The organism is Vibrio sp. 10N.261.52.A1, assembly GCF_002876325.1.
Classification (GTDB): domain Bacteria; phylum Pseudomonadota; class Gammaproteobacteria; order Enterobacterales; family Vibrionaceae; genus Vibrio; species Vibrio chagasii.
This window is the reverse complement of sequence record NZ_MCYD01000159.1, coordinates 1-25,607: the sequence shown is the minus strand read 5'-3', so window position 1 is coordinate 25,607 and position 25,607 is coordinate 1. Positions and strand designations below refer to the sequence as shown.

At 45.4% G+C, this 25,607-nt stretch carries 21 protein-coding genes and 1 pseudogene; 19 read left to right on the top strand and 3 right to left on the bottom strand.

From position 1 onward, the window contains the following. A pseudogene (locus BCT81_RS02240) lies at nucleotides 1-365 on the top strand (tRNA pseudouridine(65) synthase TruC); the annotation flags it as partial. Nucleotides 366-469: 104 nt separating this feature from the next. Here the strand turns inward: BCT81_RS02240 and BCT81_RS02235 are convergent. The 3 genes from BCT81_RS02235 to map all read right to left on the bottom strand — a co-directional run bounded on the left by BCT81_RS02235 (nucleotide 470) and on the right by map (nucleotide 4,675). Continuing rightward, entirely contained in the window at nucleotides 470-853 is a 384-nt protein-coding gene (locus BCT81_RS02235; protein WP_061032602.1) for a DUF3461 family protein, read from the bottom strand. Between the two features lie 182 nt (nucleotides 854-1,035). Continuing rightward, nucleotides 1,036-3,657: a bifunctional uridylyltransferase/uridylyl-removing protein GlnD gene (gene glnD / locus BCT81_RS02230; RefSeq protein ID WP_102423123.1), complete on the bottom strand. Its 2,622-nt coding sequence runs from the start codon at nucleotides 3,655-3,657 to the stop codon at nucleotides 1,036-1,038. Nucleotides 3,658-3,796: 139 nt separating this feature from the next. Continuing rightward, nucleotides 3,797-4,675 carry a type I methionyl aminopeptidase gene (gene map, locus BCT81_RS02225; RefSeq protein ID WP_004738580.1) on the bottom strand — a complete coding sequence of 293 codons (879 nt, stop codon included), beginning with the start codon at nucleotides 4,673-4,675 and terminating at the stop codon, nucleotides 3,797-3,799. Nucleotides 4,676-5,133: 458 nt separating this feature from the next. Between map and rpsB the strand changes: the two genes are divergently transcribed. The 18 genes from rpsB to tilS all read left to right on the top strand — a co-directional run. Further along, nucleotides 5,134-5,865 (top strand): 30S ribosomal protein S2, encoded by a 732-nt coding sequence (rpsB, locus tag BCT81_RS02220; protein WP_032546326.1) that lies wholly within the window; start codon nucleotides 5,134-5,136, stop codon nucleotides 5,863-5,865. Nucleotides 5,866-6,006: 141 nt separating this feature from the next. Beyond that, a complete protein-coding gene (gene tsf, locus BCT81_RS02215) occupies nucleotides 6,007-6,852 on the top strand; it encodes a translation elongation factor Ts (protein WP_102423122.1) in 846 nt (281 codons plus the stop codon). A gap of 161 nt (nucleotides 6,853-7,013) precedes the next feature. Then, nucleotides 7,014-7,745, top strand: a complete 732-nt coding sequence (pyrH, locus tag BCT81_RS02210) for a UMP kinase (protein ID WP_004738586.1) — start codon at nucleotides 7,014-7,016, stop codon at nucleotides 7,743-7,745. A 98-nt stretch (nucleotides 7,746-7,843) separates the two neighbouring features. Next, on the top strand, nucleotides 7,844-8,401 hold the full coding sequence (frr, locus tag BCT81_RS02205; RefSeq protein ID WP_004738588.1) for a ribosome recycling factor: 558 nt from the start codon (nucleotides 7,844-7,846) through the stop codon (nucleotides 8,399-8,401). A 98-nt stretch (nucleotides 8,402-8,499) separates the two neighbouring features. Continuing rightward, nucleotides 8,500-9,252, top strand: coding sequence for an isoprenyl transferase (locus tag BCT81_RS02200; protein ID WP_004738590.1), 753 nt, complete (start codon nucleotides 8,500-8,502; stop codon nucleotides 9,250-9,252). Between the two features lie 15 nt (nucleotides 9,253-9,267). Continuing rightward, nucleotides 9,268-10,110: a phosphatidate cytidylyltransferase gene (locus BCT81_RS02195; RefSeq protein ID WP_004738591.1), complete on the top strand. Its 843-nt coding sequence runs from the start codon at nucleotides 9,268-9,270 to the stop codon at nucleotides 10,108-10,110. Nucleotides 10,111-10,160: 50 nt separating this feature from the next. Continuing rightward, nucleotides 10,161-11,369 carry a 1-deoxy-D-xylulose-5-phosphate reductoisomerase gene (ispC, locus tag BCT81_RS02190; protein ID WP_102423121.1) on the top strand — a complete coding sequence of 403 codons (1,209 nt, stop codon included), beginning with the start codon at nucleotides 10,161-10,163 and terminating at the stop codon, nucleotides 11,367-11,369. Continuing rightward, complete coding sequence (rseP, locus tag BCT81_RS02185; RefSeq protein ID WP_102423120.1) at nucleotides 11,366-12,724, top strand: sigma E protease regulator RseP; 1,359 nt, start codon at nucleotides 11,366-11,368, stop codon at nucleotides 12,722-12,724. The genes ispC and rseP overlap by 4 nt, the downstream gene beginning before the upstream one ends. Before the next feature lie 48 nt (nucleotides 12,725-12,772). Beyond that, nucleotides 12,773-15,178, top strand: coding sequence for an outer membrane protein assembly factor BamA (gene bamA, locus BCT81_RS02180; RefSeq protein WP_102423119.1), 2,406 nt, complete (start codon nucleotides 12,773-12,775; stop codon nucleotides 15,176-15,178). A gap of 27 nt (nucleotides 15,179-15,205) precedes the next feature. Beyond that, on the top strand, nucleotides 15,206-15,706 hold the full coding sequence (locus tag BCT81_RS02175) for an OmpH family outer membrane protein (RefSeq protein WP_008224002.1): 501 nt from the start codon (nucleotides 15,206-15,208) through the stop codon (nucleotides 15,704-15,706). Nucleotides 15,707-15,711: 5 nt separating this feature from the next. Continuing rightward, a complete protein-coding gene (lpxD, locus tag BCT81_RS02170) occupies nucleotides 15,712-16,743 on the top strand; it encodes a UDP-3-O-(3-hydroxymyristoyl)glucosamine N-acyltransferase (RefSeq protein WP_102423118.1) in 1,032 nt (343 codons plus the stop codon). Between the two features lie 93 nt (nucleotides 16,744-16,836). Next, nucleotides 16,837-17,289: a 3-hydroxyacyl-ACP dehydratase FabZ gene (gene fabZ, locus BCT81_RS02165; protein ID WP_004738598.1), complete on the top strand. Its 453-nt coding sequence runs from the start codon at nucleotides 16,837-16,839 to the stop codon at nucleotides 17,287-17,289. 1 nt (nucleotide 17,290) lies between these two features. Next, nucleotides 17,291-18,079 carry an acyl-ACP--UDP-N-acetylglucosamine O-acyltransferase gene (lpxA, locus tag BCT81_RS02160; protein ID WP_004738600.1) on the top strand — a complete coding sequence of 263 codons (789 nt, stop codon included), beginning with the start codon at nucleotides 17,291-17,293 and terminating at the stop codon, nucleotides 18,077-18,079. Nucleotides 18,080-18,161: 82 nt separating this feature from the next. Beyond that, nucleotides 18,162-19,358 (top strand): lipid-A-disaccharide synthase, encoded by a 1,197-nt coding sequence (lpxB, locus tag BCT81_RS02155; RefSeq protein ID WP_008224011.1) that lies wholly within the window; start codon nucleotides 18,162-18,164, stop codon nucleotides 19,356-19,358. Nucleotides 19,359-19,406: 48 nt separating this feature from the next. Beyond that, on the top strand, nucleotides 19,407-20,027 hold the full coding sequence (gene rnhB / locus BCT81_RS02150; RefSeq protein ID WP_102423117.1) for a ribonuclease HII: 621 nt from the start codon (nucleotides 19,407-19,409) through the stop codon (nucleotides 20,025-20,027). 112 nt (nucleotides 20,028-20,139) lie between these two features. After that, a complete protein-coding gene (dnaE, locus tag BCT81_RS02145; protein ID WP_102423116.1) occupies nucleotides 20,140-23,619 on the top strand; it encodes a DNA polymerase III subunit alpha in 3,480 nt (1,159 codons plus the stop codon). Nucleotides 23,620-23,664: 45 nt separating this feature from the next. Then, nucleotides 23,665-24,624 (top strand): acetyl-CoA carboxylase carboxyl transferase subunit alpha, encoded by a 960-nt coding sequence (accA, locus tag BCT81_RS02140; RefSeq protein ID WP_004738605.1) that lies wholly within the window; start codon nucleotides 23,665-23,667, stop codon nucleotides 24,622-24,624. Between the two features lie 123 nt (nucleotides 24,625-24,747). Next, nucleotides 24,748-25,607 (top strand): tRNA lysidine(34) synthetase TilS (gene tilS / locus BCT81_RS02135; protein WP_102423115.1); only part of this gene is annotated, 860 nt, incomplete at its 3' end.

Sequence of the window (25,607 nt, the reverse complement as noted above, 5' to 3'; positions counted from 1 at the left end):
ATGAACCTTTGGCAAAAGTGGAAGTACCCTATTCGACAGGGCGTTTTCCAACGAGCCGCTACTGCTTGGTTGAGATGTTGCCGAAGACGGGCCGTAAACATCAGTTGCGCCGTCATATGGCTCACCTAAGACACCCAATTGTTGGTGATACTTCGCATGGTGATGGCAAGCATAACCGCTTGTTCCGTGAAAACTTGGATTCACACCGTTTGTTACTGCACGCTTCAGAGTTGCGCTTTATCCACCCTTTCACGAAAGAAGAATTAGTGATGAAGGCAAGCCTTGATGAAACTTGGCTACAGTTATTCGAAACCTTTGAGTGGGATACAAATTTAGTCGATGCGCAAGCACGGTCGTCTAAATAAAAGTTCGATAAAACAAAGGGCTGATAGTGATATCAGCCCTTTTTACTATCTGTTTAATTTAAGCAGAACAACTAACGATGGTCATTAGTCGCCTAGCATCGGGATCATTTTAGTTTTTCTAGATCCGCTTCGATCTCAGCGATCTTACTAGACACCACCTTCTCTAAATGGCGTAGGTCGGTCAGGATCTTCTGTTTTACATCCGTCTCTGTGGTTGGCGTAGGTTTGGTGATTTTATTAAGCTCATCAATCACAAGCGTGAGGTTGCGGTTAATCTCAGTCACTTCTTTGTATTGATTATTGCCACCACTAACAAGCACACTTTTTACTTGTCGTGGGTACTTAAACTTAACGCTTTTCGCGAACAGCTCGCCTTTCTGCTTACGAAAATAAATCTTCAGGATATCTTTGTGTGCTTCTTGGCGAAGGGAGTAACGTTCAATCTGTTTAGGCTCGTGGATACCTAAGCCAGTGAGGTTTGGATACATAAGCGACCTCTAGTTTATGAATGTAATACTTTTATGTAATTGACTTAATCAATGTAGCAGCCTAACGACGAGCTAGATAGTTGATATCTGTGAATTGATTGTAAGTTGTGGGCAAGATCGCTCTCTATCTTCACCCACACTTATTTGCTCATTAAACCGGCGAGTTGTACTCCATTCGCGTTCTAGGGCGCAAGCTCGGAAACATGCTCGGTTAGCCTCTCTCTGAGCGCCTGTTCTTGTTCTTCAGAAAGTCGCCCACCTGTGTCACTGGTCAGAATAAACAAATCCTCTGCACGTTCGCCAATGGTCGTAATTTTAGCGCCATGTAGGTTGATACCTAACTCTGCGAAGGTTGCACCAACTTGTGCCAGTAGCCCTGGTGTATCGAGTGCTCTTAGTTCCATCAAGGTGCGTTTTTTACTCTTGGTTGGTAGGAACTCAACCAGAGTCTTGACCTTAAAGTGTTGTAAGTTACGCGGCGTGCGACGTGTCTTAATCTTTGTAGGGCGACCATCGGCTAGAACATGGGTTAGATGTTTTGCGACAGCCTTGTGTCTTGCTTCGTCAATCGCATTGCCATGCTGGTCTAGCACGATAAAGGTATCAAGAACATGACCATCTTTGCTTGCCATAACCTGAGCGTCATGAACGTTGAAGTTACGTCTGTCGAGCTCGGCAACCACGGTAGCAAACAGTGCTGCTTGGTCTTTGCAGTAAACAAAGACTTCTGTTCCGCCACGTGTCGCTTTTTTGCTGATCAAAACCAAAGGCTGGCTTGGATCTTCCAGGCGCAGTAGATGCTCACAATGCCATGCAATCTGTTTGTGGGTATGACGTAAGAAGTAGTCGGCTTTAAAGCGTTGCCACAACACTTCAATTTCACGAGCGGTGAAGCCTTCTTTACGCAGTAGGGCGGATGCCATTTGTTGATTGTGACGAATACGGTCTCGAACGTCGACCGGATTTTCTAGGCCGCGGCGCAGCGCACGTTGAGTTGAGTGGAAAAGCTCTGCCAATAAGGTTCTTTTCCAACTGTTCCATAACTCTGGGTTGGTTGCACAGATGTCGGCAACGGTTAAGCAAACCAGCAGCTCTAGTGATTCTTCGTCACGTACTTTCTTGGCGAATTCGGTTATCACTTCTGGGTCGTAGATATCGCGACGTTGAGCGGTAACAGACATCAACAAGTGGTTTTGTACTAGCCACGCCACTTGCTTGGCTTCTGGTTTCGATAAGCCATGCTCAATACAGAAAGAGTAGGCTTCTACCGCACCAATCTCAGAGTGATCTCCGCCACGACCTTTACCGATGTCGTGGAAGATAGCGGCTAGGATCAGCAGCTCTTTCTTCTGCACTCGTGGGTAGACTTCACAACAGATAGGGTGCTTGTCGTGGTTTTCAATTTGACCAAAGCGATTGATGTGCTTGAGCAGTCGAATACTGTGCTCATCGACGGTGTAAACATGGAACAGGTCGAATTGCATCTGACCGACGATCTGGCTCCACTGCGGTAGATACGCTGAGAGCACGCCCAATTTGTGCATCAAGCTAAACGCTTTGTGCAATGCATTGGGGTGGCGAACCAAGGTCATAAACTTCTCACGCGCTTCTGGAATAGTATGTAGGAAGCGGTTGAGCCTGCGACGCGCTGTGCGCAGTTGTCGCAATGTTGGAGGGCTAACGCCTTCGATGGAAGAGTCATTGGCGATATGGATAAACATATCGAGAATGGTCTCCGGCCTTGCTTGGAATAGGGCAGGCTTGCGCGCTTCTATCAGTGAGCCTCGACGCTGGAAGTCATTATCGAGAATTTCAGCTTCTTCTGTCTCACCACCATTAATGATCGCTTGGTCGAATAGCTTGAGCAGCATTTTGTTGAGTTCTGCCACACGGCGAAGGGTTCGATAAAACTCCTTCATCATCATCTCGACACCGCGGTTGCCTTCACCTGTGTAGCCAAGGTGTTCGGCGACTTGTGCTTGATGGGCAAACGTCAGGCGATTGTCGTAGCGACGTAGCTCAATATGCAGTGCGAAGCGAACGCGCCATAAGAAGTCTTGGCATTCTACGAGCTCACGATACTCGGCATCGGTAAGGAAGCCATACTTGCTCATTTCAAGTAGAGAGGTCGCACCGAAGTGGCGGCGTGCCACCCAACTGAGCGTGTGGATGTCTCGTAGGCCGCCTGGCGTAGATTTGATATCAGGTTCAAGGTTGTAAGTTGTATCGTGGTAGCGCGCATGACGCTCTCTCTGTTCTTGAATCTTTGCCTTGTAGAAGGTCTCACTTGGCCAAAATGAATCAGAATGAATCTTCAGCTTAAGTTCTTGAAAGGTGTCTTCACTGCCGCACAATAAGCGTGATTCTTGTAGGTTGGTGGCAACGGTTAGATCATCGAAACCAATATCAATACATTCAGCAATGGTGCGCACTGCGTGGCCAACTTCGAGCCTTAAATCCCACAGTAAGGTGATGAACTGACTGACTTTTTCACCAAGGGCTGGTGGCAATGTTTTTTGGGATACGATTAAGATATCAATGTCCGATAGCGGGTGAAGTTCACCACGACCATAGCCACCCACAGCAACCAGCGAGATATGAGGTAGGTTGCTAAAACCAAAGTGCTCCCATAAGCGTCTGAGTAACAAATCCATGTACTCAGAGCGGAGCAATACCAAGTCAGTGACAGGATGGTGATTTAGAAATTCATTTTTTTGGTACTGCGTGAAGATCTCGAGCTGATTTTTTAATTCGCAGATTTCAATTTGTTCGTCATTGAACGTAAGAGGGCATTGATAAGGCATAGTCTGCTATCCGTGCAAGCAAATGAGAATATTAAACAATTTACCAGAAGCTGGTGGAAAATCGAAATTGAGCAGATAAAAAAATATCCTCGACAATGCGAGGATATCTTTAAAGGTTTGATGCGTTTAGCTCAGTGAACTAAGCGTTTTTCATGATACGTGGAATGGTATCATCGCTACGCAGTGTTAGAACTTCACAACCTGTGTCTGTTACGACTAATGTGTGCTCCCATTGAGCCGAGTTCTTGCTGTCTGCTGTGTACACTGTCCAGCTATCTTCGTCATCAAGACGGCAGCCAAACTTACCGGCGTTGATCATTGGCTCGATAGTGAAACACATGCCCGCTTTCAGTACTGTGCGGTCGTTGTTTTTGTAGTGTACAACTTGCGGATCTTCGTGGAACTCAGAACCGATACCGTGACCGCAGTAATCTTTAACAATAGAGAACTTAGCGCGAGGGTTGTTCTTGTTGTTGGTCTTGATGTACTTCTCGATAGCCGTACCGATTTGACCAAGTTGAACACCCGGCTTCACTTGGCGCATGCCTTCGTAAAGTGCTTCTTGAGCAACCATACATAGACGCTTGTTTGCTGGTGAAACTTCACCTACAAGGAACATCTTAGACGTGTCACCGTGGTAGCCTTGAGGACGAGTGCTTAGATCTGCATTTTCGTCGTCAGGGATGATTACCGTGATATCTACGTTAAGGATGTCGCCATCTTTAAGTACAGCAGGCTTAAATTGACCTGTGCTACCAGTTTCGTCTTGTGATGCCGGAATACCGTGACACACGATGTGGTTGATAGACGTACAGATAGACTTAGGGAAACCGTGGTAATCAAGTGGTGCTGAGTATGCGCCTCTTTCTAGAGCGTAGTCATGACAGATTTGGTTTAGCTCTTCTGTCGTCGTACCTACTTGGATGTGAGGTTCGATCATCTCTAGAATTTCAGCAGCCAGTTTGCCGGCGACGCGCATTTTTTCAATTTCTTCAGCAGTTTTAATTTTTACAGCCATTGCATATCTCTTAATTTGGTAGCACCTAAGTGTGCATATTGGGGCTATTCTATCAGTGCAGCAATTTAGCGCAACATTACCATGTCCGTACAATACTGGTGGATACTGTTAACGTGATTAAATAACGCTCGGCTAACGGATGCAGAAGCCGTTTGATATAGACACTATTTTATAGGGGAAAATTACCTTCAGAGATCAGTATAGCAGTCGCCATTTTTCGATTTTTTTCTAGCCATAGATAGACAAAATATGGTATAAAGCGCGCCGGACATCAGGACTGTTTTCTCCAACTGGCGAAACAGGCTTTGGTATCCACTAACTTATATCTTTAAATCACACACATTCCGTCACATGTTCCGGGGTGCTTCAACAACACAGATAACGGCTGAAAAGTGGTTAGTTGTTAGGGGTCGGATTCATGGGGGATGTGGAGGCCTAACCCCATAGAGGATTTTAAAATGGCAACTGTATCAATGCGCGATATGCTTAAAGCTGGTGTTCACTTCGGTCACCAAACTCGTTACTGGAACCCAAAAATGAAGCCATTCATCTTTGGTGCTCGTAACAAAGTACATATCATCAACCTAGAAAAAACTGTACCAATGTTCAACGAAGCTCTAGCAGAAATCGCTAAAGTTGGTGAGAAGAAAGGTAAAGTTCTTTTCGTTGGTACTAAGCGCGCTGCATCTGAAGCTGTTAAAGAAGCTGCTGTAAACAGCAACCAGTTCTACGTTAACAACCGCTGGTTAGGCGGTATGCTAACGAACTACAAAACTGTTCGTCAGTCTATCAAGCGTCTGAAAGAACTTGAAGCGCAAGCTCAAGACGGTACTTTCGACAAGCTAACTAAGAAAGAAGCTCTAATGCGCACTCGTGAAATGGAGAAGCTAGAGAAGTCTCTTGGTGGTATCAAGAACATGGGCGGCCTACCAGACGCTCTATTCGTAATCGATGCTGATCACGAACACATCGCAGTTAAAGAAGCAAACAACCTAGGTATCCCAGTTTACGCTGTAGTTGATACTAACTCTAACCCAGACGGCGTTGACTTCGTTATCCCAGGTAACGACGATGCAATCCGTGCAGTACAGCTTTACCTAAACGCTGCTGCAGACGCGGTTAAAGAAGGTCGTAACAAAGACGTTGCTGCTGTAGCTGCTGAAAAAGATGGTTTTGTAGAAGCTGAATAATAGCGGCTCTGAATCACGCTTGGCTTAGCTAATATAGATTTTGAAATCTTTATTAAATGTAAGCTAAGTTATAGTTAGATCGGGGGCCTCATTTTGGCCCCTGATTTTTACCTTATTTTCGAATCAACCGAGGAATAGAGAATGGCAACTGTAACTGCTGCTCTAGTTAAAGAACTTCGCGAGCGCACTGGCGCTGGCATGATGGAATGTAAGAAAGCGCTTGTAGAAGCAAACGCTGACATCGAACTAGCAATTGAAAACATGCGTAAATCTGGCGCAGCGAAAGCAGCTAAGAAAGCTGGTAACGTTGCTGCTGAAGGCGCAATCATCATCAAAGAAGAGAACGGTGTAGCTGTTCTTCTTGAAGTTAACTGCCAAACTGACTTCGTAGCAAAAGATGCTAGCTTCACTGCATTCGCAGAAGAAGTAGCAGCTGACGCAGTAGCTACTCAAGCTTCTGTAGAAGAGCTACAAGCTAAGTTCGAAGAAACTCGCGTTGCTCTAGTTGCAAAAATCGGCGAAAACATCAATATCCGTCGCGTAGCATACGTACAAGGTGCTGCTCTAGCTTCTTACCGTCACGGTGAGAAAATCGGTGTTGTTGTAGCTGGTGAAGGCGAAGCTGAAACTCTTAAGCACGTTGCTATGCACGTAGCTGCTTCTCGTCCTGAGTTTGTTAACCCAGAAGACGTACCAGCAGACGTAGTTGCTAAAGAGAAAGAAGTTCAAGTTGAAATCGCTATGAACGAAGGTAAGCCTCAAGAGATCGCTGAGAAAATGGTTATCGGCCGTATGAAGAAATTCACGGGCGAAATCTCTCTAACAGGTCAAGCTTTCATCATGGAGCCTAAGAAAACTGTTGGCGAAATCCTTAAAGAAAAAGGCGCTGCAGTATCTAACTTCGTACGTCTAGAAGTTGGTGAAGGTATCGAGAAAGCTGCTGAAATGAGCTTCGCTGACGAAGTTGCAGCGGTACAAAAAGGTTAATCCTTAGCGTATTGTTTGAAAAAAGACCGTGGCAAATGCTGCGGTCTTTTTATGAATAGTGAACTATTTTTGAAGGCAACGTTAGTGGTTATGAATGCAAACTGACTTACTCAGTTTTTATCCATGACTGTTAATCATCAACTCTTTGGAAGGTAAACTCCATGACTACGAACCCTAAACCAGCGTATCAACGTATTCTGTTAAAACTTAGCGGTGAAGCGCTACAAGGCGAAGAAGGTTTTGGTATTGACCCAACGATCCTTGATCGTATGGCTCAAGAAGTAAAAGAATTGGTTGAACTAGGCGTTCAAGTTGGTGTTGTTATCGGTGGCGGTAACCTGTTCCGTGGTGCTGGTCTTGCTGAAGCTGGCATGAACCGCGTTGTTGGTGACCACATGGGTATGCTTGCAACAGTAATGAACGGCCTTGCTATGCGTGACGCTCTGCACCGTGCTTACGTAAACGCACGTGTAATGTCTGCAATCCCTCTAAAAGGTGTGTGTGACGACTACAACTGGGCAGATGCAATCAGCCAACTACGTCAAGGTCGCGTTGTGATCTTCTCTGCTGGTACTGGTAACCCATTCTTCACTACTGATTCTGCTGCATGTCTACGTGGTATCGAAATCGAAGCTGACGTAGTTCTAAAAGCGACAAAAGTAGATGGTGTATTTACTGCTGACCCAGTAGCAAACCCAGACGCAGAGCTGTATGATACTTTGTCTTACAACACAGTTCTTGAGAAAGAGCTTAAAGTAATGGACTTGGCTGCATTTACGCTAGCACGTGATCACAAAATGCCAATCCGTGTATTTAACATGAATAAGCCAGGCGCACTACGCCGCGTGGTGATGGGTGAAACTGAAGGTACATTAATCAGCGACGCTGACTAATTTTTCGGGCTTACTGGGGGCTATACTCTGGTAAGCTTTATCCTTATCACTCCAAATAAAAAGCTTTCTTGAAGAAAGAACATAATCAAGGTGAAATTGTGATTAACGAAATCAAAAAAGACGCTCAAGAGCGCATGGAAAAAAGTGTTGATGCACTAAGAAACAGCCTGCAAAAGATTCGTACAGGTCGTGCACACCCAAGCCTACTTTCTGGTCTTACAGTAGAGTACTACGGTGCACCAACGCCTTTGACTCAAGTTGCTAACGTTATTGCTGAAGACGCACGTACTCTAGCAATCACAGTGTTTGATAAAACACTAACGCCTCTAGTTGAAAAAGCGATCATGACATCTGACCTAGGTCTAAACCCTATGTCTGCGGGTACGGTTATCCGTGTTCCACTTCCACCGCTAACGGAAGAGCGTCGTAAAGACCTAGTTAAAATCGTTCGTGGCGAAGCTGAAGGTGGCCGTGTTGCTATCCGTAACATCCGTCGTGACGCGAATGGCGATCTAAAAGCGCTTCTTAAAGACAAAGAAATCTCTGAAGATGAAGATCGTAAAGCACAAGACGAAATTCAAAAGCTAACTGACGCTGCGGTTAAGAACGTAGACGAAGTTCTAGCAACTAAAGAAAAAGAGTTGATGGAAGTTTAATTTTCCATATTCTTTTCTTTCCGGAAAAACGCTGTACTCACTGTTCAGCGTTTTTTTATGCTACTCTGTTCGACTATTAGAATTTGATTCACTCTTTTATGCATAATTCTCAAGCGTTCACAGACTCTCTTCCTAAACACATTGCTGTCATCATGGATGGTAATGGCCGCTGGGCAAAAGCTCAGGGCAAGCCTCGCGTCTTTGGTCATAAAAACGGTGTTCAAGCCGTTCGCAAAACCATCTCTTCTGCTGCCAGGTTGGGCATCAAAGCCGTTACACTTTTCGCATTCAGTAGCGAGAACTGGCGTCGACCAGAGGAAGAAGTGGGTATTTTGATGGAACTCTTTATCTCCGTGCTTTCAAGTGAAGTGAAAAAGCTCCATAAAAATAATCTACAACTTCGTGTTATTGGTGATAAAAGTCGTTTTAATGATCGACTACAAAAGAAAATCGAAGAAGCGGAAGCTTTGACTAGCACCAATACCGGTATGGTTATCAATATCGCCGCGAACTACGGTGGTAAGTGGGATATTCAGCAAGCGATGACTTCCATCGCTCAACAGGTAAAGTCTGGCGATATTAATGTAGAAGACATTGATGAAGCTATGATTACACAGCACCTGACAATGGCGGATATTCCTGAAGTTGATCTTCTGATCCGCACCAGCGGTGAATGCCGCATTAGTAACTTCATGCTTTGGCAGTTGGCTTACGCCGAAATGTATTTTACTGAACAATTCTGGCCAGACTTTAATGAAGACAGCTTAGTAGAAGCTGTGACTTGGTTTGTAAATCGTGAGCGCCGTTTTGGCTGCACCGGTGAGCAGATTAAAGCTCTGATGGACAGTTAATAAGGATTTTTTGGTTTGAAACAACGAATTATTACGGCGTTGATTTTAGCTCCCCTAGTTATTCTAGGAATTTTCGAGTTATCACTTCCTACGTTTATCCTTTCATTGGCGGTTATCTCGCTATTGGGCTATTGGGAGTGGACTCAATTTGTTGAAAGCAAATCGCGTTATTTAGCGTTGATTCCAACGGTTGTGGTAAGTGCTGCAAGTTTTGCTTTTATCCCTTTTGATGCATTTAGCCTAAATAACTTATCGAGTGCTCACTACGCCATTTTAACGATTGGTTCAATTTGGTGGGTAATCGCAAGTGGTATGGCAGTGACTTATCCGAAGTCTATGCCAGCATGGAAAGACTCATCGTTTCTTCGTCATGGTTTCGGTGTACTAACTCTGCTGCCATTCTTTTGGAGTGTAGTGATTTTGCGTGCTAACGGCATTGACGTTGATCCTTACCATGGCGCAAAACTCGTGATGTTTGTGTGTCTACTGGTGTGGGCTGCAGACAGTGGCGCTTACTTCTCTGGTAAGAGCTTCGGTAAGCGTAAAATGGCTCCGGCCGTTAGCCCGAACAAGACAATTGAAGGCCTGATTGGCGGTATCATCACCGCGGTGATTGTGGCTTGGATTTTTGCTGACTTGTTCAATATCCAATTCTCAAGCCCTCTACACATGATTGTGATTACGCTTGTGACCGTTGTTATCTCTGTTCTTGGTGACCTTGTTGAAAGCATGTTCAAGCGTGTTTCAGGGGTTAAAGACAGCAGTAATCTGATTCCTGGTCATGGTGGTATACTAGATAGAATCGATAGCTTAACGGCTGCATTCCCTGTCTTTGCTCTGCTTTACTTAGCATTCTAATTAAAAGGGCAGTGAATCTGCCCTTTATTACATTTCTACGGTCATATGTGATGCGAAATCTAACTATCCTAGGCGCAACTGGCTCAATTGGTGCAAGTACACTAAAAGTCGTTGAGCAAAACCCAGACCTTTATTCAGTCGTTGCACTGGCTGCTGGCTCGAATGTTGAAAAGATGCTGGCGTTAGTAGAAAAGTGGCAACCAAGCTATGTTGCTATGGCTTGTCCTGATGCTGCATCTCAGCTCGCTGATACCTTGTCTATCAATTACCCTAACATCCAAGTACTCTCAGGCTCTGAAGGCATGTGCAAGGTTGCTTCTTTGAATGAAGTGGATACGGTGATGGCTGCGATTGTTGGCGCGGCAGGCCTGCTTCCTACTATGTCAGCAGTCAAAGCGGGTAAGCGTATCCTGTTGGCAAATAAAGAAGCCTTGGTGATGTCTGGGCAGCTGTTTATCGATGCTGTGGAAAAGTACGGTGCTGAGCTTCTTCCTGTAGATAGCGAACACAATGCTATCTTCCAATGCTTGCCACAAAACGTTCAAACTAATTTAGGTCGCTGTGACTTAGAAGCCAATGGTATTAACCATATCCTACTAACGGGCTCTGGTGGTCCTTTCCGTTATACCGATGTCGCTGAACTGGAATCCGTGACTCCTGAACGCGCTATCGCACACCCTAACTGGTCTATGGGGCCTAAGATCTCTGTCGATTCTGCGACTATGATGAATAAAGGTCTTGAGTACATTGAGGCGAAGTGGCTATTTAATGCGTCTCAAGAGCAGCTAAAGGTCATTATCCACCCTCAGTCTGTGATCCATTCTATGGTTCAGTACAAGGATGGTTCAGTACTTGCTCAAATGGGGGAACCAGATATGGCGACACCAATCGCACTGACGATGTCGTACCCTGAGCGTACTGAAGCGGGTGTTAAGCCGTTGGATTTTACCAAAGTCGGTGAGCTGACTTTCTTAGAGCCTGACTTTAACCGTTACCCATGTTTGAAATTAGCCATTGAAGCGTGCTACTTAGGTCAGCATGCAACGACAGCGATTAACGCAGCAAATGAAATTGCGGTCGACGCTTTCTTGAACAATCAGGTTAAATTTACCGACATTGCTGTCATTAACGAACATGTTATGAGCAAAGTATGTGAACAACATAACTCTGAAGGCTTAGATAGCTTGGAAAGCCTGCTTGAGCTAGATAATATGTCTCGTCAAATAGCCATTCAATTTATTAAAGAGCAGCTAGCATGAGTGGAATTCTGTGGAACTTCGCATCTTTTATCATAGCGCTTGGCATTCTGGTCGCGGTTCACGAGTTTGGACATTTCTGGGTTGCTCGTCGTTGTGGTGTAAAAGTTGAAAAATTCTCGATTGGTTTTGGTAAATCAATATGGAGCAAAGTTGGCCGTGACGGTACAGAATACAGCTTGTCCGTTATTCCACTGGGCGGCTACGTAAAAATGCTCGATGGTCGTGTCGATGACCTATCAGAAGACGAGCAGCAGTACGCGTTTGATAAAAAGCCACTGTGGAAGCGAACCGCGATTGTTGGCGCAGGTCCTGCATTCAACTTCATCTTTGCTGTGTTTGCATATTGGTTAGTATTTTTGATCGGTGTGCCTGCGGTTAAGCCTGTGATTGGTGAGGTAACTCCACAATCTATCGCTGCACAAGCCGGAATTGAAACTGGAATGGAACTTAAATCTATTTCGGGAATCAAAACCGCAGATTGGGAATCAGTCAATATGGGTTTGATATCGCATATTGGTGATCAATCGATGACAGTAACGGTGTCTTCGCAAGACGATATCGGCTTTGAGCAACAATTGACGTTGGATATTTCAGACTGGTCGTTCAACCCAGAAACTGAATCTGCGATGACAACGCTTGGCTTTAGACCATACTCTCCAGAGATCTCGACCGTACTGGCTCAAGTGATTGATGATGGTGCTGCTTACTCTGCTGGTCTAGAGGCGGGCGACCAAATTGTTGAAATTAATGGTCAACCCATTGAGCAGTGGCAATCAGTGGTTGAGTTAATTCGCTCGAACCCAATGACACCTTTAGACGTTGTTGTATCAAGAAACGGCAGTGAGCAATCACTCGTGATGACACCGAAAAGTCGCGAGCTTTCTGATGGTTCAACAATCGGCTATGCGGGTATTGCTCCGGAAGTCGCAGAATGGCCAGAAGATTATCGCTTTGAGTTACAATTTGGTGTAATTGAGTCTGTAGGAAAAGCATTTGATAAAACAGGTCAAATCATTGGTCTGACGCTTACTATGCTCAAGAAGCTCATCGTGGGTGATGTTGGCTTAAACAACTTAAGTGGCCCGATTTCAATTGCTAAAGGCGCAGGTACAACCGCCGATTACGGTTTGGTTTACTTCTTAGGCTTTTTGGCTTTGATAAGTGTTAACTTGGGTATTATTAATTTGGTTCCGCTGCCTATGCTTGATGGCGGACATTTGCTCTTTTTCGCTATTGAGGCCGTTACTCGTAAACCAGTCCCTGAGAAAGTTCAGGAGATGGGTTACAGAGTGGGAGGGGCGATCCTCTTCTCTTTAATGGCTCTGGCAATATTTAACGATTTTACTCGTCTGTGAATGGTTTCTCACAGGCATTGGTAGTAGCAAGGAATAATTAGAATAAGTATGGCGATTAAGCAAATTCTGTTCGCAAGTCTATTAGCCACCAGTGTGGCGGCGAACGGAGCACAAAACTTTGTAGTTCAAGATATCAAGATCGAAGGTTTACAGCGTGTTGCACTTGGTGCAGCTCTACTGAAAATGCCAGTACGTATTGGCGATGAAGTAGATGAAAGCGATGTTTCTGAGATCATCCGTGCATTGTACGCTTCGGGTAACTTTGAAGACGTTAAAGTCCTTCGCGATGAAGGTGTATTGATTGTTCAAGTGAAAGAACGACCAACCATCGCAAGTATCTCTTTCTCGGGCAATAAAGCGATTAAAGAAGAACAACTTCAGCAGAACCTAGATGCATCAGGTGTTCGTGAGGGTGAAGCTCTTGACCGTACTACGCTAAGTAATATTGAGAAAGGTCTTGAGGACTTTTACTACAGTGTTGGTAAGTACAACGCGACAGTAAAAGCGGTTGTAACACCTCTGCCACGTAACCGTTCTGACCTTAAATTTGTATTTACTGAAGGCGTTTCCGCTAAGATTCAGCAAATTAACTTTATCGGTAACGAAGTGTTTACTGATGAAGAACTGCTTAGCCGCTTCAACCTCAATGTAGATGTGGCTTGGTGGAACTTCCTAGCGGATGAAAAATACCAGAAGCAAGTGCTTGCTGGTGATATTGAAGCGCTTAAATCTTACTACCTTGACCGCGGTTACCTGAAATTTAAGGTTGACTCTACGCAGGTGGCGATCTCTCCAGATAAGAAAGGCGTTTATATTACGCTTGGTCTAGATGAAGGCGAAGCTTACACAGTTAAAGACGTATCATTCCGTGGTGAGCTTATTGGCCGCGAAGCTGATTTTGAAGCGCTTGTGCCATTTGAAGATGGCGATACCTACAACGGCTCTTCTGTAACTTCACTAGAAGAAGGCGTTAAGCGTATTCTTGGCGAGTCAGGTTATGCGTATCCGCAAGTTCGTACGATTCCAGAATTCAATGACGAAACCAAAGAAGTTTCATTGGTTATTAACGTAGAAGCGGGTAGCCGTATCTACGTGCGTGACATTCGTTTTACAGGTAACAACTCGACAAAAGATGAAGTGCTACGTCGTGAAATGCGTCAAATGGAAGGCAGCTGGCTTAACTCTAAATCGATTGATACCGGTAAGAGCCGTCTTAACCGTCTAGGTTTCTTCGAAACTGTCGATGTACAAACCGTTCGTGTTCCAGGCAGCGAAGACCAAGTTGATTTGGTTTACAACGTTAAAGAAGCAAACTCAGGTAGCATCAACTTTGGTGTCGGCTACGGTACTGAATCTGGTGTGAGTTTCCAAGTTGGCCTTCAACAAGACAACTTTGCGGGCTCTGGTAACCGCGTTGGCGTAAGTGCCATGATGAACGATTACCAAAAAAACGTGAGCTTAGACTACCGTGACCCATACTGGAACCTAGATGGTGTGAGCTTAGGCGGTAAGATCTTCTACAACGAGTTTGAAGCATCTGAAGCAGGTATCGTCGACTATACCAACCAAAGTTATGGTACGAGCTTAACCTGGGGTTTCCCTATGGATGAGCTGAACCGCATTGAGTTCGGTGTTGGCTATACGCACAACAAGATCGGTAACGTACCGACTTATATCCAGGTTGAACAGTTTGCGAGAAGTATCGACCAATACGGTGATGAGCACATCTTAACTGATGACTTCGATATCAATATTTCTTGGACGCGTAACAACTTGAACCGTGGTTTCTTCCCAACAGAAGGTAACCACCAACGTGCTTTCGCTAAAATGACGGTACCTGGCTCTGATGCTCAGTACTTCAAAATGCAGTACGATGTAAAACATTACATCCCGCTGACCAAAAAGCATGAGTTCACACTATTGATGCGTGGCCGATTAGGCTATGGTAATGGTTATGGTCAAACGGATGGTAACGATAACTTGTTCCCATTCTACGAGAACTACTATGCGGGTGGTTTTACAACCCTACGTGGTTTTGGCTCTAACTCGGCAGGTCCAAAAGCCGTTTACGGCAGCAGCACGGGTAACAACCCAACCTACGACACCGCTACTGACGATTCAGTAGGTGGTAACGCGGTTGCTTTGGCAAGTTTAGAGTTAATCGTACCTACGCCGTTTGCTTCTGATGAAGCACGTAGCCAAATTCGTACCAGTGTCTTCTTCGATATGGCAAGTGTATGGGATACCGAGTTCGTAGACCGTGGCGCACCTAACAGTGGCGGCCAGTACTACTACGATTACTCTGATCCAACCAATTACCGTTCATCTTATGGTGCCGCTCTTCAATGGATGTCACCGATGGGCCCACTGGTTTTCTCTCTAGCGAAACCAATTAAAATTTACGAAGGTGATGATGAGGAATTCTTCACATTCACCATTGGTAGAACTTTCTAATATTTAAAGGACAATATTTTGAAAAATATGATTAAAGCAGCAGGTTTAGGCCTTGTAGTTCTTAGCTCTTCTTTCTTTGCAACAGCTGCTGAAGCTGCGCAAAAAGTGGGTTATGTAAACACTGCACAAGTATTCCAGGCTCTACCTCAGCGTGAAGTTGTTCTTCAAAAAATGCAGGAAGAGTTCAAAGACAAAGCAGCTGAGCTGCAAAGCATCCAAGCGGAAGCTAAAACGAAGATTGAAAAGCTTAAGCGTGATGGTGAGCTACTAGGTCCAGACGAAGTTGAGAAACTTCGTATCGAAGTTGGTCAACTAGACAGCAAGTACAAGATCAAAGCTCAAGCTCTAGAAAAAGCAAGCCAACGTCGTGAAGCACAAGAGAAGCAGAAGCTATTCAAAGTGATTCAAGATGCTGTAACGAAAGTTGCAGAGAAAGAAGGCTACGACATGATCGTTGATATTCAAGCGCTACAATACGGCAAGCCTGAATACAACATCTCTGAGAAAGTAATTAAAGAACTAAAATAAGTTTTATGAAGACACTGACTTTAGCCGAATTGGCAACCATTACCGGGGGGGAGCTACATGGTGACGGTACTGTAACCGTTTCTGCTGTTGCTCCTATGGATAAAGCGCGAGAAGGCAACATTACGTTTCTTTCTAACGTTAAGTACAGCAAGCACCTAGGTGACTGTAAAGCGTCAGCGATTATGGTTAAAGAGAGTGAGCGCGAACTGTGTAAGACTAATGTGATTGTGGTCAGTGACCCTTACGTTGCTTTTGCTAAGGTTGCTCAAGCGCTTGATACTACTCCAGAACCGGCTGCGGATATTGCTGATTCAGCTTCGATTGCGAGCGATGCAACACTTGGGCAAAATGTGTCTATTGGTGCGAACGCTGTGATTGAGTCTGGTGTTGTTCTTGGTAACGATGTGATCATCGGTGCGGGTTGCTTTATCGGTAAAAACGCCAAGATTGGCGCTGGCACTAAGCTGTGGGCTAACGTAAGCATTTATCATGAAGTGGTAATTGGTGAAGCTTGTTTGGTTCAATCAAGTACTGTGATTGGTTCTGATGGCTTTGGCTACGCGAACGAGAAAGGCGAGTGGGTTAAGATCCCTCAAGTCGGTTCTGTTCGCATTGGTAATCGCGTAGAGATCGGTGCGTGTACCACGATCGACCGTGGTGCGTTAGATGATACCGTTATTGAAGACAACGTTATCATTGATAACCAAATGCAAATCGCACACAACGTTCACATCGGATATGGTTCTGCTCTTGCGGGTGGTACTATCATCGCAGGCAGCACGACGATAGGTAAGTACTGTATTATTGGTGGCGGCACTGTAATCAATGGTCACATTGAAATCACTGACGGCGTTACGATTACCGGTATGGGAATGGTAATGCGCAGCATCACTGAGAAAGGCATGTACTCTTCGGGTATTCCTTTACAGCCAAATAAAGATTGGCGTAAAACAGCAACGCGTGTTCATCGTATTGATGAAATGAACAAGCGTTTGAAAACCGTTGAAAAACTTATCGAGAAGAGCGCGGAATCATAATTCCAGCATTTCTAATAAAAGGCTCGCGTACAGCGAGTCTTTTTCGTTTATAATCTTTCTAATTAAATAAAGAATACATATAGGAATACGACTTTGACTACTGAACAGACAACGATGAACATTACTGAAATTCAGGAACTATTACCTCATCGCTACCCATTCTTAATGGTTGATCGTGTGACTAGCTTTGAAAAAGAAAAAACACTGACTGCAATTAAGAATGTTTCTGTTAACGAGCCTCAGTTTACTGGCCACTTCCCTCAACTTCCTGTATTTCCAGGTGTGTTGATCCTAGAAGCGATGGCGCAAGCAACAGGCCTTCTTGCATTTAAATCTTTCGGTGCACCTTCTGGTAATGAGCTTTACTACTTCGCAAGTGTTGATAAAGCGAAATTCCGTAAGCCAGTAGTACCTGGTGACCAGCTGGTTATCGAAGTTGAATTCCTTAAAGAGCGTCGTGGTATCGCATCATTTAACGGCGTAGCGAAAGTTGACGGCGAAGTAGTATGTTCAGCTGAACTTAAATGTGCTCGTAGAGAGTTTTAATATGATTCATGAAACAGCAAAAATTCACCCGGCTGCAGTTATCGAAGGTGATGTAACGATTGGCGCAAACGTAACGGTTGGTCCTTTTACTTACATTGCTGGTAATGTAACCATTGGTGACGACACAGAAATCATGTCGCATGTTGTGATCAAAGGTCACACCACGATTGGCAAAGAAAACCGCATTTTCCCACACGCTGTGATTGGTGAAGAGAACCAAGACAAGAAGTACGGTGGCGAAGATACAACGGTTGTGATCGGCGATCGCAACGTGATTCGTGAAGCGGTTCAAATCCACCGTGGTACGGTTCAAGATAAAGCAACCACAGTGATTGGTGATGACAACCTGCTTTGTGTTAACGCTCACGTAGCGCACGACGTTATTGTTGGTAACCACACTCACATTGGTAACAATGCTATTTTAGGTGGTCACGTGACGGTTGGCGATTACGCTGGTGTTATGGCGCTTTCTGCGATTCACCCATTCTGTTCAATCGGTGCTTATGCTTACATTGGTGGTTGCTCTGCCGTTGTTCAAGACGTACTGCCATACGTACTTGCACAAGGTAACCACGCTGCACCATTCGGCCTTAACCTTGTAGGTCTGAAACGTAACGGGTTCGAGAAACCAGAGATTCGTGCACTGCAAAAAGCGTACAAAGAGCTTTACCGCTCTGGTAAAACACTTGAAGAAGCGAAAGCGGCTTTAGTTGAAATGGCGAAAGAGTTTGCTTCGGTAACTCCTATGCTAGAGATGCTAGAGAACTCTGAGCGCGGTATTATTCGTTAATACCAAGTGTGATTGATATAAAAAAGATCGCTACTTTTAAGGCGATCTTTTTTGTTTTAGGCGAGAAGGGAATTGGAAAACTATGGCACAGCAAGAAGCACAAACCAATAACTCAGGCTTTGTTTCCAACGAGCCACTGCGGGTAGGCATTGTTGTCGGAGAACTCTCTGGCGATACCCTTGGCGAAGGTTTTATTAAAGCGATTAAAGCTCAGTACCCGAATGCAGAATTTGTTGGTATTGGCGGGCCAAAAATGAAAGCGCTAGGCTGTGAATCTTTGTTTGAGATGGAAGAGCTTGCCGTGATGGGCTTAGTTGAAGTACTTGGTCGCTTGCCTCGTCTGCTCAAAGTAAAAGCAGAGCTAGTTAAGTATTTCACTCAGAACCCACCAGATGTGTTCGTTGGTATTGATGCTCCTGATTTTAACTTGAGATTAGAGCTAGATCTTAAGAACGCAGGTATAAAAACGGTTCATTACGTTAGCCCTTCTGTCTGGGCATGGCGTCCAAAACGTATTTTTAAGATCGACAAAGCAACCGACTTGGTACTGGCGTTCCTACCATTTGAAAAAGCGTTCTACGATAAATATAACGTTGCCTGTGAGTTTGTTGGTCATACACTGGCAGATGCCATTCCACTCGAGCCAAATCAAGCGGAAGCGCGGGAACTGCTTAGCCTAGAGCAAGACAAGCAGTGGTTAGCGGTTCTACCGGGCAGTCGTGGTGGTGAAATGAAACTCATCGCGCAACCTTTCATTGAAACCTGTAAACGTATCAAACAAAAGCACCCAGACATCGGTTTCGTGGTGGCTGCTGTTAACGAAACCCGCAAGCAACAATTTACCGAGATTTGGAAGGCGACAGCACCAGAATTAGATTTTGTTATTGTACAAGATACAGCTCGTAACGTGATCACTGCAGCGGACTCTGTACTATTGGCATCCGGCACGGTCGCTCTTGAGTGCATGCTGCTTAAGCGTCCAATGGTTGTGGGGTACAAGGTGAATAAGTTGACTGGCTACATTGTGAAGAAGCTGGCTATCACCGAGTTTGTGTCACTGCCGAATATTCTGGCAGGCGAAGAAATCGTCAAAGAGCACATCTTGGAAGAGTGCCATCCAGATTTCTTATTCCCTTCGGTTGATAAGATGCTAGCTGCCGATAACAGTGCATTGATTGAACGCTTTACTGAAATGCACCACTGGATCCGGAAAGATGCTGACAAACAAGCCGCCAATGCGGTGCTGAAATTGATCGGCCGAGAGTTTGTTGAATCATAACGTGCTAGTTTCAAAGGCACGGGCTTAAAAGTTACAAAGAGAATTGTCATGGCAGTAAAAGAGAAAAAAGAGCTTCCACCTTTCGAATACCCTCAAGGCTACCAGCTATTTGCTGGCGTCGATGAAGTAGGGCGTGGACCATTGGTTGGCGATGTAGTGACAGCTGCAGTTATCCTAGACCCGAATAATCCAATTGAAGGCCTGAACGACTCAAAGAAACTGTCTGAGAAAAAGCGCCTTGCCCTGCTTCCTGAAATTAAAGAAAAAGCATTGGCATGGTCTGTGGGCCGTTGTTCACCGCAAGAAATTGATGAACTCAATATTCTACAAGCGACTATGGTTGCGATGCAGCGTGCGATTGCTGGGTTAAGTGTTCAGCCTGATATGGCTTTGATTGATGGCAACCGTGTACCTGAATTGCCAATGACCGGTATTGCAGTGGTTAAAGGAGATTTACGCGTCGCTGAAATCAGTGCCGCCTCTATTATCGCTAAAGTCGTCCGTGACCAAGAGATGGAAGAGCTTGATAAGCTTCATCCGGAGTTTGGTTTTGCTAAGCACAAAGGTTACCCGACCAAGGCGCATTTCGAGGCAATTGAAAAGCACGGTGTTACCGAGCACTACCGTAAGAGCTTTAAGCCAGTAAAACGTATTTTAGGCATTGATTAAGTGCTACACAGATAAGCGTTGATCTTCGAATAAATTTGCTTACTAGCAATAGAAAAAAATAGAATACACTCAGTTGTAATCCTAGGCTCCGGTCTAGAACTCAGGAAAAATAATGTCAGATCCAAAATTTGTTCACCTACGCGTACACAGTGACTTTTCTATGGTGGATGGCCTGTCTAAGGTGCCACCATTAGTTAAAAAAGTCGCTGAGATGGGTATGCCAGCTCTAGCACTTACCGACTTCACTAACCTATGTGGTTTGGTGAAATTTTACGGTACTGCCCATGGGTGTGGGGTTAAACCAATTATTGGTGCTGATTTTTTGATGCAATCTCCAGGATTTGGAGATGAGCTGACGAAACTGACGGTTTTAGCGTCTGATAACAAAGGTTATAACAACCTTACCTTGCTGATTTCAAAAGCTTACTTGCGTGGTCACATACAGCATCAACCTGTGATCGATAAAGAGTGGTTAATCGAAAACGCTGAGGGGTTGATTATCTTATCTGGCGCCAAAGAAGGCGAGATCGGTAAGGCATTGCTGAAAGGTAACCGTGATCTCGTCGCGAGTAGTGTCGAGTTTTACAAAACTCACTTCCCCGATCGCTTTTACTTAGAGCTGATTCGTACCGGACGTGCCGATGAAGAGTCTTACCTGCATTTCGCGTTAGAGCTTGCTGAGCAACAAGACTTACCGGTTGTGGCAACCAACGAAGTGGTGTTCTTAACTGAAGACTTGTTTGACGCCCATGAAATCCGCGTAGCAATCCATGATGGTTACACCATGGTCGATCCGCGTCGTCCAAAAAACTACAGTGCGCAACAGTATCTTCGCAGTGAAGAAGAGATGTGTGAGCTGTTCTCCGATATCCCAGAAGCGCTTGAAAACAGCGTAGAGATTGCTAAGCGTTGTAACGTTACTGTTCGTCTTGGTGAGTACTTCCTCCCTAACTTCCCGACCGAAGGTTTAGCGATCGAAGACTTCTTGATTAAGAAATCAGAAGAAGGTCTTGAGCGTCGTCTAGCATTCTTGTTCCCAGATGAGCAAGTTCGAGCCGAGCGCCGTCCTGAGTACGATGAGCGCCTTAAAGTCGAACTTGAAGTTATTAACAACATGGGTTTCCCAGGTTACTTCTTGATCGTAATGGAGTTCATCCAGTGGTCTAAAGATAACGATGTACCAGTAGGCCCTGGTCGTGGTTCGGGTGCGGGTTCCTTGGTGGCATACGCATTGGATATCACCGATCTCGATCCACTTGAATACGATCTACTATTCGAACGTTTCTTGAACCCAGAACGTGTCTCGATGCCCGATTTCGATATCGATTTTTGTATGGATAAACGTGACCAAGTAATTGATCACGTTGCAGAAATGTATGGTCGTGATGCGGTATCTCAGATCATCACCTTTGGTACCATGGCGGCAAAAGCGGTAATCCGTGACGTAGGCCGTGTATTGGGTCACCCGTTTGGTTTCGTCGACCGTATTTCTAAGCTTGTACCGCCCGATCCGGGTATGACACTTGAGAAAGCCTTTCTTGCCGAACCTGCATTGCCAGAACTTTACGATGGTGATGAAGAGGTTCGCGAACTGATCGATAAGTGTCGCATCCTAGAAGGTTGTACGCGAAACGCCGGTAAACACGCGGGTGGTGTTGTAATCTCACCAACCACGATCACGGACTTCGCACCTATCTATGCCGATGCTGAAGGTAACTTCCCGGTAACGCAATTCGATAAGAATGACGTTGAAACCGCTGGCTTGGTTAAGTTTGACTTCTTGGGTCTACGTACCCTTACCATCATCGACTGGGCGTTGGGCCTAGTGAACCCACGCTTGAAGAAAGAAGGTAAAGAGCCGGTTCGTATTGAATCGATCCCTTTGGATGATCAAGCGTCGTTCAACTTACTACAAAACTCTGAAACCACCGCGGTATTCCAGCTGGAATCTCGTGGTATGAAAGACCTGATCAAACGTCTTCAGCCTGACTGTTTCGAAGATATTATCGCATTGGTAGCCTTGTTCCGTCCGGGCCCACTGCAATCAGGCATGGTAGATAACTTTATCGACCGTAAGCACGGTCGAGAAGCGGTCTCTTACCCAGATGAAACATGGCAACATGAATCTCTAAAAGACACGTTAGAACCAACCTATGGCATCATCCTTTACCAAGAGCAGGTAATGCAAATTGCACAGATCCTAGCGGGTTATACGCTGGGTGGAGCGGATATGCTGCGTCGTGCGATGGGTAAGAAAAAGCCAGAAGAGATGGCTAAACAGCGTGGTACCTTCAAAGAAGGTGCAGAAGCCAACGGTGTTGATGGCGAACTTGCCATGAAGATCTTTGACTTGGTAGAAAAGTTTGCGGGCTACGGCTTTAACAAATCGCACTCAGCTGCGTACGCATTGGTTTCTTACCAAACACTCTGGCTGAAAACACACTATCCTGCAGAGTTTATGGCCGCGGTAATGACGGCGGATATGGATAACACTGAGAAGGTTATCGGCCTTGTTGATGAGTGTTTCCGTATGAAGCTCAAACTACTGCCGCCTGATATCAACTCAGGTCTCTACCGATTTAATGTTGATGACGACGGTGCGATCGTTTACGGCATCGGCGCGATTAAAGGGGTAGGTGAAGGCCCGATTGAAGCGATCATTGAAGCGCGAAATAAGGGCGGTTACTTCAAAGATCTATTCGACTTCTGTGCTCGTATCGATTTAAAGAAAGTTAACAAGCGTGTTATCGAAAAGTTGATTCTATCGGGTGCGTTAGATAGATTAGGCCCTCACCGTGCAGCGATGATGGCTTCATTGGCTGATGCGGTTAAAGCAGCAAGCCAATATCACCATGCCGAGTCCTTTGGGCAATCGGATATGTTTGGTGTATTGACGGATGCTCCGGAAGAAGTCGAGCACAAGTACACCCAAGTACCAAGATGGCCAGAAAAGGTTTGGCTCGAAGGTGAACGTGAAACGCTAGGTTTGTACCTGACGGGTCACCCGGTTAACGCTTACATCAAAGAATTAGCGAAATACACCAGCTGCCGTTTGAAAGATGCGACGCCAACACGTCGTGATCAATCATTAACGATTGCTGGTTTGGTGATTGCAGCACGAGTAATGACCACCAAGCGTGGTACTCGAATCGGTTTGATGACCATCGACGATCGATCTGGACGTATGGAAGTGATGTTGTTCTCAGATGCGCTCGATCGTTACGCAGAATTGCTCGAAAAAGACAAAATTGTGGTCGTTTCTGGACAGGTCAGCTTTGATGACTTCAACGGTGGGCTTAAAATGTCCGCGCGCGAGGTCATGGACTTAGGAAGCGCCCGTGAAAAATATGCTCGCGGGGTATCGATATCTATCGATGAATCCCAAATTAATGGTCAATTTTTTGAACGATTTAGTCAAATCTTAGAACCTTATAGAGCCGGAACGGTCCCAGTCAATGTATACTACCAGCGTGCCGACGCTAGAGCGCGGTTAACATTGGGCACAGAATGGCGCGTGACGCCAAGTGATACATTACTAGACGAATTAAAACAGCTGCTTGGAAATAGCCAAGTAGAACTCGAATTTAACTAAAATTTAGCTTCGCAAATGCAAAGCTGAATCAACAAGGATTCATAGATGAGCCTGAACTTTCTAGAATTTGAAAAGCCTATCGCTGAACTTGAAGCAAAAATCGAAGCGCTACGTGACGTTTCGCGTCACGGTGGTGACACAGCGGTAGATCTAGACAAAGAAATCGAACAACTAGAGAAAAAAAGCTTAGAGCTTAAACAGAAAATCTTTAGCGACTTAGGTGCATGGCAGGTAGCTCAACTTGCTCGCCACCCACAACGTCCTTACACAAAAGATTACCTGGAGCATGCATTCACAGAATTTGAAGAGATGGCGGGCGATCGCGCTTACGCTGACGACAAAGCAATCGTGGGTGGCATGGCTCGTCTAAATGGCCGTCCTGTTATGGTTATTGGTCACCAGAAAGGTCGTGAGACTAAAGAAAAAGTACTTCGCAACTTTGGTATGCCAAAGCCAGAAGGTTACCGTAAGGCACTTCGCCTAATGGAAACTGCTGAGCGTTTCAACATGCCTATCATTACTTTCATCGATACTGCTGGCGCATACCCAGGTGTTGGTGCGGAAGAACGTGGTCAGTCTGAAGCTATCGCTAAAAACCTTAAGGTTATGGCTGGTCTTTCTGTTCCAGTTATCTGTAACGTTGTAGGTGAAGGTGGTTCTGGTGGTGCACTAGCAATTGGTGTTGGTGACTACGTGAACATGCTTCAGTACTCGACGTACTCAGTAATCTCTCCTGAAGGTTGTGCTTCAATCCTATGGCGCGATTCAGATAAAGCACCACAAGCTGCTGAAGCGATGGGCCTAATTGCTCCTCGTCTTAAAGAGCTTGAGCTTATCGACGAAATCATCCCTGAGCCGCTAGGTGGCGCACACCGTGATCCAGTGCAAACCGCTCAGAACATGAAAGACCTTTTAGTTAAACAACTAGAAGAGCTAGAGCAGTTTGATAACGAAACGCTTCTTGAGCGTCGTTACCAGCGTCTAATGAGCTACGGTTACTGCTGATAAGCTGCCTTATTCGAAGGCTGACTTTATGTAACAAGATGATGAAAGGGTTGGACTCAGTGCCAACCCTTTTTTATTATTTAAATATTACCTTTCAAACACTTTCTTGGTTCATTAAGCCTCATGACTCACTTAATCGAAACGTTTACCTCTGTATTTGCCCAAAGCGCAATCAAGCCTAAGCGGCTGGTGGTTGCCTTTAGTGGTGGGGTTGATTCACGTGTGTTGTTGGAGTTAGCTGCGCATTACGCCAAAACTCATGGCATCGATTGTCAGGCAATCCATGTTCATCATGGCTTGAGTGATAATGCGGACCTCTGGGCTGAGCAATGCCAAGCGTGGTGTGATGATTTGTCAGTGCCTTTGGTAGTGGAGCGTGTCTCACTGGATGTTCATAGTGGTGAAAGTATTGAAAAGCTCGCTCGAGACGCCAGATATAACGCCTTCAAATCGCATCTGCGACAAGGGGATGTGCTGGTTACTGGTCAACACGTCGATGATCAAGTGGAGACTTTTCTATTAGCGTTAAAGCGCGGCAGTGGTCCTAAAGGCCTCTCATCGATGGCGAAAGTGATGCCATTTTCAGGTGCTTATATTGTTCGTCCTATGCTGTCAGTGACCAGAGCAGAGATTGAAGCGTTCGCTCGCCGTATGGGGTTAACTTGGGTTGAAGATGAAAGTAATCAGGATGTGCGTTTCGACCGTAACTTTATTCGCCACCAAGTGACTCCGGTGCTGACCGAGCGTTGGCCCAGTTTTCGAGAGTCTGTCAGTCGCAGCGCTCAGCTCTGTGCCGAGCAAGAGATGTTGCTAGATGAGCTATTAGCTTCTCACTTGCAACAAGCCCTCGGTGATGACCAGAGCTTGAGCATAGAGGTTTTATCTGAGCAATCTGCTTTACTAAGAGCGCGCTTGTTGAGAATGTGGTTAGGTCATTGCCAGCAAGCGATGCCGAGCCAAAAGCAACTCCAGCTTATCTGGGA